Here is a 15,739-nt window from a genome sequence, read left to right on the forward strand (position 1 = left end):
GATGTGCTCGCCCTAGGGTAGGCCGGACTCCCCGACCGCTACCTGACTGCGCAGGTCAGGTAGCTGTCACACCATCAGGCGTGAGGCTAGGTCTTGTACTTGATCGAACAGCCGTAGGGCCGCGTCGCGGCGGTCGAGATCGGCTTGCCGCCGAAGGCTTCGCCCAGCGCCTGGTTCACGTAGTTGGTCGCGGTCTTGATGTCGTCCGCCCGCGCCGAGGCGATGCTGTCGATGCCGCCCGCATACACCAGCGTGCCCTTGGGGTCGATGATGAAGATGTGCGGCGTGGTGCGCGCGCCGTAGACCTGGCCGATCAGGCCGTCTTCGTCCATCAGCACGGCGGTGGGCGCGCCTTTTTGCGACTTCATCCACGCGTCGAGCGCATCGGGCTTCAGGTAGTCGGTGGCGGCGCGTTCGGTGGAATTGATGGCCAGCCACACCACGCCCTTGTCGGTTGCGGCCTTTTGCGTGGCGGGCATGTTGCCGCTGCCGTAGTGCTTGCGCACGAAGGGGCAGCCGGGGTTGGTCCATTCGAGCACCACGAACTTGCCGGCGAAGTCCGAAAGCTTGTGCTTGGCTCCGCTGGTGTCGACGGCAACGAAATCGGGCGCTTGCTGGCCCACGGCGGGGGCTGCAGCGGCATTGCTGCCCATCAGGAAGGTGGCGCCGAGCGCCACGGCGGCGGCAACTACGGCACGGCGGGAGGCCCGGCTCAGGGCGGCGCGGGCATGACGCGCGGCACGACGGGAACGCGAGTCTGTGGATGGCGAAAGAGACATGGCCAGCTTGAACTCCAAAACAAAATTCCAAACAACAACTGCAGCTTAGAACGGTTTCTTCAAGTGCATGTGACAACCCATGTCACGGCGGTGGTCAAAGCGCGGCCAGCGCGGCGCGAACCTCTTCTTTACCGAGGATTTCGGTCAGCACGATCGGTGGCTTGCCCGGCGCCTGCAGCACGTACACCGGCACGCCGCTGCGGCCGAGCGCGGTGAGCGCTGCGGTAATGGCGGGGTCGCGGCGGGTCCAGTCGGCGCGCAGCATGGCGACTTTCTTTGCGTCGAAGTCGGCCAGCACCTGCGTGTCGGCCAGGGTGCTCTTCTTGTTGTACTGGCAGGTCACGCACCAGGCGGCGGTGAAGTCGATGAACACCGGCTGGCCCGCGCCCGACAGCTCGGCCACGCGCTCGGCGGACCATGGCTGCCAGCGCTGGCTGGCGGTGCCTTGTGCGGATGCCAGTCTGGCCGGCTCCACCACCTGCAACACATTGCGGCCGATGGTGGCGGTGAGCACGGCGGTGAAGCCGATCAGCACCGTCGCGATCACGACCCGCGTGCGCCCGCGCAGCGTGAACGCCCAGACGATGGCGGCCAGGCACACCAGCAGCGCAAGCAGCGTGCCCGCGCCGTCGATGCCGCTTTGCTGACCCAGCACCCACACCAGCCACGCCACGGTGGCGAACATCGGGAAGGCGAGCAGGCGGCGCAGCGTGTGCATCCACGGGCCGGGCTTGGGCAGCAGGCGCGCGACGGCGGGCACGAAGCCGGCCAGCAGGTAAGGCAGCGCCAGCCCGAAGCCCAGCGCAACGAACAGCAGCAGCGCCTGGGCGGCCGGCAGGCCGATGGCGAAACCCAGCGACGCGCCCATGAACGGCGCGGAGCAGGGCGAGGCGATGACCACCGCGAGCACGCCGGAGAGGAAGTCGTTGACCAGCGGGTGCTTGGCCTGCGCGCTGCACACCGACGAAGGCGCGGCGCGGCCGAACTCGAACACGCCCACGAGGTTGAGCCCGATCAGCGTGAACAGCGCCGCCAGCGCCGCGACCACGCCCGGCGACTGCAGCTGGAAGCCCCAGCCCAGCCCGGCGCCGGCCGCCCGCAGCGCGAGCATGCCGCCGCCCAGCGCGAGAAAGGACAGCATCACGCCGCCCGTGTAGGCCAGCCCGGCCTTGCGGTGCGCGCTGGCGTTGCCCGCCTGCCGCGCGAAGCCCAGCACCTTGATCGCGAGGATCGGGAACACGCAGGGCATGAGGTTGAGCAGCAGGCCGCCGAGCAGGGCGCCCAGCAATGCGGCCATGAAGGTGGTCGAGGAGGGGGCGGGCAGCTCGCCGGCCGGCGTTGCCGCCGCGCTGTTGGCTGCGTTGGCGGTGAGCGCGGCCTGCAGCGCCGGCGACACCTCGGCGCGCGGCGCGGCGCCAGCGGGCCAAGCGCCCGTGACCGGCGCTTCGGCGCGCCAGGCCACCGGCTGGCCGGCCTGCCGGTCGGCCTCGGCCAGCGCCACCACAACAGGCATCACCGTGGGGCTGGCGCTGCGCTGGTCGGCCAGCGGCATCGTGGCGGTCCAGGTGCCGCCCTGCCAGGATTGGGTCCAGTCCTTGCCGGAGACGGCCGCGGTGCGGATCACCTCGGGAGTCTCGGGGAAGAAGTTCAGCGTCTTGCCCTGAACGGCGGCCGGCAGGCCTTCGAGTCGCACTTTCAGGTTGTGGCCGTCGACTTCGACGGTGCCGGGCTTGGCCAGTGGCTGGGGCTGGGCCGCCAGGGCGGCGTCGAACTCGGCCTTGTGCAGCGCGGTCGAGCCCTGCAGCGGCAGGGGCAGCGCGAACGTGCCCTCTTCGGGAATGCATTCCTTGCGGCAGACCAGCCAGGAGGCCTTGAGCTGGATGTCCATGGCCGGGGTGCCGCCCAGCGCCACCGGCGGCTTGTAGAGCGTCGACACCTCAAGCGGCACCGGCAGCAGCACGGTGTTCTCGTAGCCGTAGTTGGCGAGGCTGCCGACCGGGATCTTCTTCGGCACGGGCCAGGCGATCTCGCCGGTGGACACGCCGGCCGGCAGCGTCCACGTCATTTCGGTGGGCAGGCCCGAATCGCCGGCGTTTTTCCAGTAGGTGTGCCACTCGGGCTGGTGCGTGATCTGCAGGCCGACCCACACCGGGGCGCCGGGCGTCACGCCGTCTGGGGCGTGGGCGATCAGTTCGGCGCGTACGTGGGGAGTGGTTACAACCGCGCCCGGCTTGGATGGCAGGCTGGCCGTCGACTGCGCCGCAGCCGGCATGCTGGCTGCGGCTGTTGCTATCAGAAGCGTAGCGAAATGGATGCGCGAAAAGATCATGCCGTCAGTCGGAGCATTCAGTGGGGGCGAAGTTCCGGGCGTTTCAGGCCGCCCAAGCGGCTGCTGGGGCCCAGCCCAGCACCACGCGCCGGCTGTTGGCGCTCTTCTTCTCGATCTTGGTGACCATCACCGCCCCGATTTCCGAAGTGTTTGCAACATGCGTGCCGCCGCAGGGCTGGAAGTCGATCTGCGCGTCGCCTTCACCCGTTCCGCCGATGCGGATGGTGCGCACCGTGCCCGTGCCGCGTGGCGGCTGCACGCTCATGCTCTTGACCAGCGCGGGGTTGGCGTCGAGTTCCTCGTCGGTGATGGCGCCCACGGTCAGCGGGTGGGCGGCTTCGACCAGCTTCGCCAGGCCGGCGGTCAGCGCTTCCTTGTCCAGCGGATCGGTCATGTGGAAGTCGAGCCGTGCGTACTCGGGGGTGATGGAGCAGCCGTTCACCGGCTGCGGCACCAGATGGCACAGGAGGTGGGTGGCGGTGTGAAAGCGCATGAGCCGGTGGCGGCGCTCCCAGTCGAGGCGGGCGGTGACGGTGTCGCCGGGCTTCAGCGCGGCCAGCAGCTCGGCTTGCTCGGGGGCCGGCACGTGGACGAATTCATTGGTCGGCAGGCCCTCCGCATCCTTGGCCTTGCGGGTGTCGGCAATGACCAGTTCGCGCCCGTCGGCCAAAGCCAGCACGCCGCTGTCTCCAGCCTGCCCGCCGCCCAGCGGATAGAACACCGTGCGGTCCAGCACGATGCCGGAGTCGTCGATGCGCAGCACGCGGGCCTCGCAGGTGCGCAGGTAGGCGTCGGCACGGAACAGGTCGTCGGTCATCCGGCGATGGTAGCGGCGATGCGCAAATGAGGTGCGCCCACGCCAGAAAGCGCCCACGACCGACAAAGCCCGGGCCGCCCGCCTGTGGATGATCCGGTGCATGCGGCACCCGGCCGCATAAGGATTACGCATGAATGAACCGCAGCAAGCGCCCACCCGCACAACGTTTCCCTGGCAGACGACCGCTCTGGCCCTGGCCGCCGCGCTGCTGGTCGCCGGCTGTGGCGAGGCCGCCAAGCTCGCGCCCGAGCTGACCACCGGCCCCCGCCCGCAACTGGCCGAGCCGAACAAGACCCTGATTCCCACCGTCAACGTCGCCCCCGCCGTCGGCTGGACCGACACCGCCTCGCCCACCCCGGCCGAAGGCCTGCAGGTGACAGCGCTGGCACGCGGCCTCGACCACCCGCGCTGGGTCTACACCCTGCCGAACGGCGACATCCTCGTGGCCGAGAGCAACAAGCCGCCCAAGCCCGGCGGCGGCGCCACCGACGGCGGCGATGGCCTCATGGCCAAGATCCGCAACTGGGTCATGGGCAAGGTCATGGGCCGCGCTGGCGCGGGCGTGCCCAGCGCCAACCGCATCACCTTGCTGCGCGATGCCAACGGCGACGGCCTGGCCGAGGTCAGGCAGGTGTTCATGACCAACCTGATGTCGCCCTACGGCATGGTGCTGGTCGGCAACGAGCTCTTCATTGCCAACGCCGATGCGCTGGTGAAGGTGCCGTACACCGAGGGCCAGACCTCCATCAGCGCCAACCCCACGCTGGTGACGCAGCTGCCCGCCGGCATCAACCACCACTGGACCAAGAACGTGATTGCCAATGCCGACGGCAGCAAGCTCTACGTGACGGTCGGCTCCAACAGCAACATCGGCGAGAACGGCCTTGCCGCCGAAGAAGGCCGCGCCGCCATCTGGGAGGTCGATACGAAGACCGGCGAGAAGCGCCTGTTCGCGAGCGGCCTGCGCAACCCCAACGGCATGGGCTGGGACCCGGACACCAAGGCGCTGTGGACCGTGGTGAACGAGCGCGACGAAATCGGCAGCGACCTCGTGCCCGACTACCTCACCTCGGTGAAAGACGGCGCCTTCTACGGCTGGCCCTGGAGCTACTACGGCGGCATCGTCGATGCGCGCGTGACACCGCAGAACCCCGAGATGGCGGCCAAGGCCATCGCACCCGACTACGCGCTGGGCTCGCACGTTGCGCCGCTGGGCCTGGCGTTCTCGCGCGCGGGCGGCATGCCCGAGCAGTTCGCCAGCGGCGTCTTCATCGGCGAGCACGGCTCGTGGAACCGCAAGCCCAAGTCGGGCTACAAGGTGGTGTTCGTGCCCTTCATCGGCGGCAAGCCGAGCGGGCCACCGGTCGACGTGCTGACCGGCTTCCTGACGGCCGACGAAAAGGCGCAGGGCCGGCCAGTAGGCGTGGCGCTCGACAAGGGCGGCGCGCTGATCGTGGCGGACGACGTGGGCAACGCCGTGTGGCGGGTGTCGAAGGTGAAGTAGCCTTTTTCAGCGCTGCGGCCGGGCGATGCGGTAGAGCTTGTGCCGGCGCAGCGGGTGGCCTTCGGGCACCAGCGGGTGATCGAAGGCGCTGGCCACGTCTTCCTTCATGCCGATGCGCTCCATCACCGCTGCCGAGCGAGTGTTGTTCCACGCAGTGAACGCGACGATCTCGTCCAGCCCGATCTGCTCGAACCCGATCCGGATGGCACCGCGGGCAGCCTCGCTCGCAAACCCCAGGCCCCACCACTTGCGAGCGAAGCGCCAGCCGATCTCGACGCACGGCGAAAACGGCAGATCGGCCAGCGGCGAGTTCAGCCCGGTAAAGCCCATGAACTCGCCGGACGCCTTGTGTTCTACGGCCCAGAAGCCCCAGCCGTTCTCGGCGAAGCGCATCTTGATGCGCTCGACCAGCGCATCGCTGTCGGCCCGCGTGGGCAGCGGCAGCAGAAATTCCATCACCTGCGGGTCGCAGGCCAGCGAAAAAAATGGCACGAGATCGCTCTCGCGCCATTGGCGCATCCGCAGGCGTTCGGTTTCGAATTCGATGATGAGCGGGGGCGGGCAGCGTTATCGGTCATGCGACCGATTGTGCTGACTCAGAACCCCGCCAGCACCACCTTGCCCTGCGCCTTGCCGCTCTCGATGAGCGCATGCGCACGCTGAAGGTTCGCGGCGTTGATGGTGCCGAAGCTCGCATTCGCCGTCGTGCGGATGCGGCCCGCGTCGACCAGCGCAGCCACTTCCGCCAGCAGCGCGCCCTGCTCGGCGATGTCCGGCGTCTCGAAGCGCGAGCGCGTGAACATCATTTCCCAGTGCAGCGAGATGCACTTGGTCTTCAGCGGCATTGCGTCGAACACCTTCATGTCGTCGATCACCGCCAGCTGGCCCTGGGGCTTGAGGCTTTCGATGATCTGCGCGTAGTGCTGCTCGGTCTGCGTGAGGCTGGCGACCATGTCGACTTCGCCGATGCCGGCCGCCTTGAGCTCGGCCGCGAGTGGCTTCGAGTGATCGATGACCACGTGCGCGCCCAGCGCCAGGCACCATGCGCGCGTTTCGGCACGCGAGGCGGTGGCGACGATGCGCAGCTTGGTGAGCTGGCGCGCGAGCTGGATGAGGATGGAGCCGACTCCGCCCGCGCCACCGGTAATCAGCAGCGTCTGGCCTTCGCCGCCGTCCTTGGGCACCCGCAGGCGGTCGAACAGCAGCTCGTACGCGGTGATGGTGGTCAGCGGCAGCGCGGCGGCCTGTGCGTCGTCGAGGCTCTTCGGCGCGATGGCGGCGATGCGTTCGTCCACCGCGTGCAGCTCGGCGTTCGCGCCCGGCCGGGTGATCGAGCCGGCGTAGTACACGCGGTCGCCAATCTTGAAGTTCTTCACGCCGCTGCCGATGGCCTCGACCGTGCCGACGGCGTCCCAGCCCAGCACCTTGGCCTGGCCGGCCTCGGGCGCGGCGTTCTTGCGGATCTTGGTGTCCACCGGGTTGACCGACACCGCCTTCACGCGCACCAGCAGGTCGCGCGTGCCTGCCACGGGGGCGGGCAGCTCGATGTCCTGCAGCGATTCGGGGTTGTCGATGGGGAGGGGCTGGTAGTAGCCGACGGCTTTCATGACGGGAACCTTTCAGTAACGATGCTCCGAATGTAGGATCGCAAGACCGGTTTGATAAGGTGGCCTGAAACAGCAACACTTTCAAATGAAGATTGAAAATCTCTCCGACCTGCAGGTGCTGGTGCACACGGCGCGCGGCGGCACGCTCACGGCGGCGGCGCATGCGCTGGGCATCACGCCCGCAGCAGCCAGCGCCACGCTCAAGCGGCTGGAGACCCAGCTCGGCGCGCGCCTGTTCGAGCGCTCGACCCGCGCCATGCGCCTCACGCCGCAGGGCCAGACGCTGCTCGACTACGCGGTGCGCGCCTTCGAGCTGCTCGACGAAGGCGAATCGCTGGTCACAGCCGACCGCGGTGAGCTGGTCGGCACGCTGCGCGTGGCCTCGCCTTCGGATCTCACGCGCAGCACGCTATTACCGTGGTTCGACGAATTCCTGGTGCTGCACCCCGGCGTGCAGCTGTCGCTGTCGGTGGGCGACCGTCCGCTGGACGTGATGCGAGACGAGGTCGACGTGGCGCTGCGCTACGGCGCGCTGGCCGATTCGCGGCTGGTGGCGCGGCCCTTCGCCGTGACCAATCCTGTGCTCACCGCTTCGCCCGACTATCTGCGCCGCCATCCTGCGCCGAAGGTGCCGCAGGACCTGGTGCATCACAACTGCCTGACTTTCAATCGCTCGGGGCGGCGGCATCGTGTGTGGCGGTTTGCGCAGAACGGGCAGTGGACTGAGGTGCGGGTGAATGGCAATCGCAGCGTGGACGATGCCTCGCTGGCGCGTGAATGGGCTGTGGCGGGGTATGGCGTGACGCTCAAGTCGGCGCTTGATGTGCGGAACGACATTCGCGAAGGCCGCCTTGTGCGACTGCTGCCTGACTGGGAGACTGAGCCTTATCCGCTGCATGCGTTGCTGCCGAGTGGGCGCTTTGTGCCGGCGCGGGTCAGGGCGTTTGTTGATTTTCTTGGTTTGAAGTTTGAGGGGTTGCTGGGTTTGGGGTGAGGTTTTTTCTCGGGGCCGGGACTCGCCCCGGCGGGCGACCTACTTTCTTTTGCTTCGCCAAAAGAAAGTAGGCAAAGAAAAGGCGACCCCACTGTCTGCGACCCCTTCGCGTAGCGAAGGGGCAACCTGCGGTGCTCGCGTTTCGCGGGGTCTCGCCCAAACTCGCTTCGCTCAGACAAGGGCGAGCCCTGATCCGCGAAACGCTGCGCTCCTCGGCGCAGCCAGAGGGGAGGGGGAGGCTGGCGGGCCTTTGCTTCGCTCGGCCTCAGATCATTGGGGTGACGGCGCCGTCCATTGCCACTATGGCGCCGGTCACGTAGCTTGCCTTTGGCGATGCCAGGAATACCACCGTGTTGGCGATTTCCTCCGGGGTCGCGATGCGGCCTAGCGGCAGTCTTGCCTTGGCGCGCGCCAGCGCTTCGTCGGTGCCGATGCCTTGCAGCTTCGCGTCGGCCTTCATGCCTTCCTGCAGCCGCTCGGTCAGGGTGAGGCCGGGGTTCACGGCGTTCACGCGCACGCCTTTGCCGGCGTAGGCAGCGGCCATGCCGGCGCTCACCAGCATCAGCGCGGCATTGGCCGCGCCGCCGGCCATGTGCACGGGGCTCGCGACTTTGCCGCCCTGGCCGATCACGTTGACGATGGCGCCGCGGCCGCGCTGGCCCATGCGCTTCACCACGGGGTGGATCATGTGGACGTAGGTGAAGTACTTCGCGTCCATCGCGTCGTGCCATGACGCGGCGGTCAGGTCGTCGGGCGGGGTGCGGCGGGCGGCGCCGGCCGAGTTGACGAGGACGTCGACCGGGCCGAACGCCTTTTCGGCCGCGTCGAGCGCTGCCTCGGCGCCGGCCGGGTCTTTCAGGTCGGCGGCATGGATCGACACGCGGCCCTCGGCCTGCGCGAACGATTCGACCAGCGTCTTGCGGCCCTGCTCCAGATTGGCGATGTCGCGCGACACGAGGCTCACGCGCGCGCCTTCGCGCAGGAAGCCCAGCGCGCAGGCCAGGCCGATGCCCTTGCTGCCGCCGGTGATGAGTACGTGCTGGTCGTGGAGCTGGAGGTCCATGAAAGAGTCCTTGCCGTGATGAGTGGTGTGAGGCGGCGATTGAAGCACCGCCGCGAAACCCCTGCACGGACGCGGCTGTACCCTCAGCGCCGCGCGGCTGCGCGCTGCAGCGGCTCGGGCTCCAGCATGCCCGGCGTGGTGTCGGTGGCGTCGCGCAGGTGGCCGTTGTTGTCGTGGTGCACCAGCAACTGCTGTGTGCGCTGCCAGGCCGACAGCCGCGCGGGCGGCACTTCGATGTACGAAGCCAGCGCGAACAGCGACGACTGCTCCTGCTCCGGCGGGGCCTCGCGCCGGTGCTGGCGGCGGCGCCACGGCGCCATCGCCAGCATCGACACCAGGATCACGCCGATCACTACCGCATACAGGCCCAGCAGGTGCAGCACCTCGGGTTGCGAGCGCGCGCCCAGCACATAGGGCCACGCATACCAGACCGCGCAGAACCAGATGCCGATGGTGATGGCCGGTCGCAGCACGCGCAGCCACAGGTACATGGCCAGCGTGCGCTGCGGCGAGCGGCCGCTGCCGAACGCACGCAGCGAGATGCGCGCGGCATCGATGATCGGTTCGTCCACCGCGGGCTGCCCCCAGGAGCGCTGGCGGCTCGGCGGCGGTTTGTCGTCGTGCGGGCGGCTGTGGGCATGGGTCTCAAGGTGCATCGGAAACTCCTCGGTCAGGGCTCGTCCACACCGCGCGCTTGCCGCGGCGGCGTATCAGAGCGTTGGGAAGGGCGACGACGGTGCTCGCCATCGTGATGGTCCAGAAAGCGATCGGATACCAGATCGTTCCGGCGAAATAGCGCATCAGGTCGCGGTCGTAGCGGCGGTCGATCCACAGGCTCAGCAGCATCTGCAGGATGCAGGTCATGGCCAGCAGCGTGCCCTGCCAATGCGGCAGCAATGCCGAGTGCCAGGACGAGTCGGCCGGCAGGAACGGCCGCACCAGGCTGATGAGCAGCACCCCGGCCATCGCATAGGCCCAGACCACGCTCGTCATGTACTCGAAGTAGATGAGCCACATGCGCCAGTGGCGCGGCCGCAGGATCTTCGAGGTGTAGCGCAGCATGGTCTGGATGCCGCCGATGGCCCAGCGCAGGCGCTGCTTCCAGAGACCGCGCAAGGTCTCGGGCATCAGGATCCAGCACAGCGCGCGCGGCTCGAAGCGCAGCTGCCAGCCGCCGAGCTGGAGCTTCCAGCTCATGTCGATGTCCTCGGTGAGCACGTCGGGGCTCCAGAAGCCCACTTCCAGCACGGCGCGGCGGCGGAACATGGCAATCACGCCCGACACCGTGAACAGCGTGCCCACCAGCTGCTGCGATCGCTTGATGAGCCCGATGATCGAAGAGAACTCGCCCACCTGCATGCGCCCCAGCAGCGTGGTGCGGGTGCGGATGCGCGGGTTGCCCGTGACCGCGCCGATGCGCTCCGACGCCAGCATCGGCTGCAGCATCCACGCAATGGCGTCCTCGTCGATCAGCGCGTCGCCGTCGATGCCCAGGATGTATTCGCCGCGCGCGAGCTGGCAGGCGGTGTTGAGCCCCACGGCCTTGCCCTGGTTGCTGGCGTTGTGGATCACGCGCAGGCGGCTGTACTCCTTCGTCATCTCGTCGAGCAGCTCGCCGGTGCCGTCGGTGCTGCCGTCGTTCACGGCGATGACTTCGTAGTGCGGGTAGCGCGTGCGCATCAGCTGCTCGATCACCTCGCGCAGGTGCGGCGCTTCGTTGAAGCAGGGCACCACCACCGTGACCAGCGGGTGCGAGGGCAGCAGGGTGAGCGGGTTCACGTCGACGTCGCGCTTGCGCTCGAACACCCACGCATGCGAGAGGCCGCCCGCCATCCACACATAGGCCATGAAGAACGGGTAGTAGAAGACGAAGCCGAACAGCAGCGTGGGCAGCGTCTGCGCGAGGAACTGTGTGGTGGTCATGGCGACCGTTCTCCTGGCGCGGCTTGCGCGGGCTGTGTGGGCTGAGTGGGAGCTTCCGCGGCGGAAGGCGCGCGCAATGCGCGCGGCAGCAGCGTGCGCACCGAGATCGCGCGGCGCACGGTCTCCAGCGAAGGCTGGTTGTTGAGGAAGTCGTCGGGGTAGTAGCCCAGGTGGCGCACGCCGGCGCGCTGCAGCAGCGTCCACTGGCGCGCGAGCTCCGCGTCGGGCACGGGCTTGCCGGTGCGCCAGTCGCGCGCCTGCAGCTCGAACACGGTGCCGTCGAGGCCGCGCGGCGTATCGGCCGCGCGACGCGCGAGCCGGCCCAGCCACGCGTGCGCATCGGTCTCGCGTTCCATGCGCGGCATCGCCATCAGCGCGACGTAGTCGTAGGCAGCGAGCGAGGCTTCGTAGTTCTGCGCGAACCACTGCTCGGCCTGCGGCTCCAGCACCGGGCGCGCGTAGAGGTTGCGCGCAGTTTCCAGTGCGGGCCGCCAGGCTCCCACGCGCGCGGCGAGTTCCTGCGTGAACGCGATCAGGTAGCGGGTCTTGGCGGTGGTCCAGCGCGCCATCAGCTCGGGGCTCGCTCGGATCGCGGCCACGTCTGCCGGCAGGCCCCATTGCGCATAGGTGGCCAGCGCGGCGGGGCTCGCGTCCTCGTCGTCCGACAAGGTCGCGTCGTCGTGGAACAGCAGGCCTTCGAAGAATGCGTGGCGGCCAAGGTCTTCGTAGATGTCGCCGACCAGCGCGCGCACCGCGGGGTCGAAGGGCGTGAGCCGGTGGTAGCGGTCGGCCGGCATCGCGCCGCCTTGCGCCGTCACCGTGCGCGTGGCGAGCGGGCTCGAGGCCGGCAGCCGGAAGGCCGTTACCGGCATCCAAGCGTAGACCTTCACGCCGGTGCGGCTGCGCAGTTGCCAGGCCGCGCGGCCGAACAGGTCCGCGCGCACCGGCAGATGGCGGTTGGGAAAGTACAGCGCGTCGGCCACGCCGTCGCCGTCGGGGTCGGCATAGGCTTGCAGGAACACTGCGCGCGGGCGCACGGCGGCCACGCGGTCGATCAGCGCCGAGAGGTTGCGCTCCTGCTGGGCCGGGTCGGGGTCGTACACGTAGTCGAGGTCGACGTGCATCACCCGGTTGACCGGGCGCACTTCGCCGCCCACGGGGCTGCGCAGCAGCTGCGCGTATTCGGGCGCCTCGTTGTCGTAGGCCGCCAGCGCACGGCGGATGCGGGTGAGTGGCACGGCGGGCGTGTTCGAGCCGTCGTCCAGCGTGAAGGTGATGGGCATGCCCGCGCGCTCGGAGGCTTTCAGCGCTGCGTCGTTGTAGGCGCCATAGGGCCACACCATGGAGCGCACCTTCGCGCCCGTGCGCTTCTCGATGAGCTCGCGGCTGCGGCGCAGGTCGGTCTCGATGCGCCGCGCGTAGGCGGCGTCGTTCTCGTAGCGGCCGGTCTTCGGGTCGTAGCGGTGCGTGGCCGCGGCCGGCAGCATGTTGCCCTGCGGGTTGGCGAGGATGCCGGTGTGCATCGCGTCGCTGTGGCTCGCGAACTCGACGAGGCCAGAGCGCGCCATCTCGGCGGCTTCGCTCCACAGCAGGAAGTCTTCGCGCGGCGCGGGCTTGTCGCCCCAGTGCACCTGCTGGCCTTGGGGCACGTCGAGCCAGCTGGTCACCAGCGCCATCAGCGCCGGGTAGTTGTAGCGCTTGAGCAGCGGAAACACCTTGGTGTAGGCGCTGCGGTAGCCGTCGTCGAAGGTCAGCAGCACGGCCCTGGGCGGCAGCGGCTTGCCGCCGGCGCGCGCGTCGACGATCTGCTGCAGGCTCACCGGGTGGTAGCCGTTGTATTGCAGCCAGGCGAACACTTCGGCGAAGGTGCGCTCGTCCACGGCAGTCTCGTCGGGCGAGGTCTCGAAGCTCGCACGCACGTTGGTGCGCACGTCGTGGAAGGAGATCACGCGAAAGCTCAGGCCGTCGTCGGGGTCGGCGCTCGGCAGCGGCTGTGCGAGGGCCGGCAGGCAGAGCGCCAGCAGCAGCCATGGCAGGGCCGCGCGCAGGAAGGTGAAAGGGTTCTTCGTCGTTCTTCGCATCACGGCAGGGGCGTCGAGAGGTTCAGGAAGACGCCGCGCTGTCGTTCGCGCACGCCGTCGTAGGGATGGCTGGAAATGCTCAGGCCGTAGCGCAGCGCGAGCCTGGGGCCGAGGTTCCAGCGGTGCTCGTAGCGCAAGGTCCACATCGGGCCGCTGCCGAAGCCGGCCTGCCGGTAGCTGCCGCCGCCGAGCTCCACGGCCTGGAAGAACTGGCGGTCGTCGCGCTTCCAGTTGAGCCATTGCGCGCGTACGCTGAGTTGCACGCTGCTGTCGCTCGAAGGGTTGAAGTAGGGCGCGGTGTCGATGGCGCGGCCACGGCTCGCGTCGGCGCTGAGCTTCGTCTCGAGCTGGAAGCTCGGCGTGCTGACCCAGCGCTCGCTCCAGCCGATGTCGAGGCCGTTGCGCAGGTTGCCGTCGCTGAAGTCCAGCTGCTGCCATTTCAGGTCGAAGCGGCGCGACTCGTTCACCACATAGCCCACGCTCGCGCCGGCTTCGCGCGCGCCAATGCCGGCCACGCGCGCCTTCCACGGCAGCTCCTTGCTGTCGCCGTCGTAGGTGCCCGACAGCCGCCACGCGTCGCCCGCGCGGTAGTCGAGCCGGCCGGCCATGCTGTTGCGGTAGGGGCCGCTGTTGGCGTGCTGCAGCGCGCCTTCGGCCAGCCAGCGGCCGCGCTGCCAGCCCAGGCCGAGGCCGCTGCGCGCCCAGTTGGCGTTGCCGATGTCGGTGACGCCGCGGCCCAGCGACTGGTCGTAGAACACGCGCCACTGGTCGTCGATGAGGCCGGAGCTGAGCCGGCTGTCGATGCGCCACTCGCGGCTGGCGATGGCCGCGCCGCCGGAGGAGGCTTCGGCGTCCACGTCGAGCCGCGGGCCGATGAGGGCCTGGCGCCTTCGTTCCATGTCGCGCACCTGCACCGAGTCGGGCAGGTCGGCCGCGAGCGATTCAGCGCGCCGGCGGGCTTCTGCGAATTCGCCGGCGTCGAGCAGGGCCTCGACATGGCCGGTGCGCGCGCTGGTGTCGTAGGGCGAGTCGGCCGCCAGCGCCTCGAAGCGCGCGAGCGCGGCTTCGGGGTGTTCGCGCAGGCGCTCGGTGAGGGCCGCGCCGTAGGCATAGCCCGGGTTGAGCGGCGCTTCGCGCGTCAGCACCGAGAAGCTTTGCTGCGCCAGCGCCGGCTGGTCGGTGTAGAGCTGCGTCAGGCCGCACAGGCCGCTCACATCGGTGTACTCGCCGTTGGGGCGGCCGGCTTCGGGCGTGAGGCGCAGCAGGGCGGGCGTGCCGTGCTCCAGCCGCTGCAGCAGTGCCTCGGCGTCCTCGAAGCGGCCTGTGTCCTGGTAGGCGTAGAGCAGGCCGAAGTAGAGCGGGTCGGGCGTCTGCAGGTCGGCGCCGCCGCGTGCCACGGCCGCCTCGTAGATCGGCACGGCCTCGGCCGAGCGGCGCTCCTGCGCAAGGGCGCGCGCCGCGGCCCCGAGGCCGTAGAAGGGCAGCTGCGTGCCGGTGGCACGCGTCGTGTCGTAGAGCGCGATGGCGTCGGCCGGGCGGCCGCTTTCGACCAGCGCCAGCAGGCGGTCGGACAGCAGGCGCACGCGCACGGTGCGCCATGCATCGGCGTCGCTGGCGTCCGCCTTCAGGGCCGCGGCATCGGCCCGCGCGAGCGCGGCCTCCTGGTCGGCGAGCACGCGGTCGAGCGCGACGAGGCGCTCCGCGCCCAGGCGCTGGTCGCGCGCCTGGATCGCCCAGTGCAGCCGCTGCGCCAGCGCTTCCTGCTGCAGGGTCGAGAGCGCCAGCGGCGAGAAGCTGCCCGGCGCGGCGCGCTCCGCCGCCTCTGCGTCTTTGAAGGCGCTCGATGCGGCGCCGGCGCTCGCGAGCAGGAAGTCGGCCTCGCGGCGGATGTCGCGGCGTTCAGGCCGCAGCGCGCCGGCCTCGGTGTAGGCAGCGAGCGCCTGCAGCGGGTCTTTCGCGGCGCGCGCCAGGGCGGCACGCAGCTCCAGCAGCGCTACGCGGTCTTCGATCTGCGTGGGCGCTGGCTGCGACAGCGCGCGGTACAGCGCCTGCGCGCCCGCGACGTCGCCGCTGTCGATGCGCCACCAGGCTTCGTGCAGGCGCGGCTCGCGCGCCCCGGGTTGCCGGGCGCGCCAGACGGCCACGGCCTCGCCCTGCAGGGCGAGCTCATGGGTGCGCCGTGCGGCCAGCGCGAGCGGGCCCAGGGCGTAGTCGCCCAGCTTCGACGGTGCGAGCTGGCGGCCCAGCGCCACGGCTTCGGCGAACTGGCCGTCGGCGGCGGCGATCGCGATGGCATCGGAAGCCACGCGCTGGCGGGCGTCGTCGCCGATCGGCGCCGCGAGCCAGGCCTTCAATTGCTGGAGCGCCTGGGCCGCGGTAACGCGGCCTTCGCGCCGCGCGACGATCAGCGCATCGTGCTGCCGGGCGTCGTAGGTCGCGGCGGCGATAGCGGCAGGCGGCTGCGCGAGCACTGCGGGCGTGACGAGGGCCAGTGCGCAGACTGCTAGAGGTGGAAATCCTTGTGATGCATATGCAAGGCGATGAGACAACGAGCAGGCGAGCGCAGCTTTGCGCCCGGCCATGACCGTGCCTCCAGCTTTTTTCTGGATGAACACTCTGCTCCCTTGAATTCGGACTGCGGT

General features: G+C 69.5%; 12 protein-coding genes. 2 read left to right on the forward strand and 10 right to left on the reverse strand.

What is annotated here, in order from left to right; translation table 11 throughout:
• Positions 1–86: 86 nt before the first annotated feature.
• The 3 genes from ACSFBF_RS32505 to ACSFBF_RS32515 form a co-directional block, all read right to left on the reverse strand.
• Positions 87–779 carry a thioredoxin family protein gene (locus ACSFBF_RS32505; protein WP_435474278.1) on the reverse strand — a complete coding sequence of 231 codons (693 nt, stop codon included), beginning with the start codon at positions 777–779 and terminating at the stop codon, positions 87–89.
• Positions 780–873: 94 nt separating this feature from the next.
• Positions 874–3,108, reverse strand: a complete 2,235-nt coding sequence (locus ACSFBF_RS32510) for a protein-disulfide reductase DsbD family protein (protein ID WP_435474281.1) — start codon at positions 3,106–3,108, stop codon at positions 874–876.
• 43 nt (positions 3,109–3,151) lie between these two features.
• Positions 3,152–3,925 carry an alanyl-tRNA editing protein gene (locus ACSFBF_RS32515; RefSeq protein ID WP_435474283.1) on the reverse strand — a complete coding sequence of 258 codons (774 nt, stop codon included), beginning with the start codon at positions 3,923–3,925 and terminating at the stop codon, positions 3,152–3,154.
• Positions 3,926–4,055: 130 nt separating this feature from the next.
• Between ACSFBF_RS32515 and ACSFBF_RS32520 the strand changes: the two genes are divergently transcribed.
• Complete coding sequence (locus tag ACSFBF_RS32520; RefSeq protein WP_435474285.1) at positions 4,056–5,429, forward strand: PQQ-dependent sugar dehydrogenase; 1,374 nt, start codon at positions 4,056–4,058, stop codon at positions 5,427–5,429.
• Between the two features lie 6 nt (positions 5,430–5,435).
• Here ACSFBF_RS32520 and ACSFBF_RS32525 read toward each other — a convergent pair whose 3' ends face one another.
• Positions 5,436–5,948 (reverse strand): GNAT family N-acetyltransferase, encoded by a 513-nt coding sequence (locus ACSFBF_RS32525; protein WP_435474287.1) that lies wholly within the window; start codon positions 5,946–5,948, stop codon positions 5,436–5,438.
• 77 nt (positions 5,949–6,025) lie between these two features.
• Entirely contained in the window at positions 6,026–7,036 is a 1,011-nt protein-coding gene (locus tag ACSFBF_RS32530) for a zinc-binding alcohol dehydrogenase family protein (protein ID WP_435474289.1), read from the reverse strand.
• A gap of 85 nt (positions 7,037–7,121) precedes the next feature.
• On the opposite strand from ACSFBF_RS32530, the gene ACSFBF_RS32535 reads away from it, so the two are divergent.
• Positions 7,122–8,030 carry a LysR family transcriptional regulator gene (locus ACSFBF_RS32535; RefSeq protein WP_435474291.1) on the forward strand — a complete coding sequence of 303 codons (909 nt, stop codon included), beginning with the start codon at positions 7,122–7,124 and terminating at the stop codon, positions 8,028–8,030.
• Positions 8,031–8,295: 265 nt separating this feature from the next.
• Here the strand turns inward: ACSFBF_RS32535 and ACSFBF_RS32540 are convergent, their stop codons facing one another.
• The 5 genes from ACSFBF_RS32540 to pgaA form a co-directional block, all read right to left on the reverse strand.
• The gene (locus ACSFBF_RS32540) at positions 8,296–9,093 is read right to left on the reverse strand and encodes an SDR family oxidoreductase (protein WP_435474293.1); all 798 of its coding nucleotides are present in this window, start codon (positions 9,091–9,093) and stop codon (positions 8,296–8,298) included.
• An 83-nt stretch (positions 9,094–9,176) separates the two neighbouring features.
• Positions 9,177–9,749, reverse strand: a complete 573-nt coding sequence (gene pgaD, locus ACSFBF_RS32545; protein WP_435474295.1) for a poly-beta-1,6-N-acetyl-D-glucosamine biosynthesis protein PgaD — start codon at positions 9,747–9,749, stop codon at positions 9,177–9,179.
• Positions 9,739–11,016, reverse strand: a complete 1,278-nt coding sequence (pgaC, locus tag ACSFBF_RS32550; protein ID WP_435474297.1) for a poly-beta-1,6-N-acetyl-D-glucosamine synthase — start codon at positions 11,014–11,016, stop codon at positions 9,739–9,741. Before pgaC ends, pgaD begins: the two co-directional genes overlap by 11 nt.
• On the reverse strand, positions 11,013–13,097 hold the full coding sequence (pgaB, locus tag ACSFBF_RS32555) for a poly-beta-1,6-N-acetyl-D-glucosamine N-deacetylase PgaB (RefSeq protein WP_435474299.1): 2,085 nt from the start codon (positions 13,095–13,097) through the stop codon (positions 11,013–11,015). The genes pgaC and pgaB overlap by 4 nt, the downstream gene beginning before the upstream one ends.
• Positions 13,097–15,679 carry a poly-beta-1,6 N-acetyl-D-glucosamine export porin PgaA gene (pgaA, locus tag ACSFBF_RS32560; protein ID WP_435474301.1) on the reverse strand — a complete coding sequence of 861 codons (2,583 nt, stop codon included), beginning with the start codon at positions 15,677–15,679 and terminating at the stop codon, positions 13,097–13,099. The genes pgaB and pgaA overlap by 1 nt, the downstream gene beginning before the upstream one ends.
• Positions 15,680–15,739 lie beyond the last annotated feature (60 nt).

This window comes from Variovorax nivicola, from assembly GCF_051216475.1.
In the GTDB taxonomy this organism is placed as follows: domain Bacteria; phylum Pseudomonadota; class Gammaproteobacteria; order Burkholderiales; family Burkholderiaceae_C; genus Variovorax.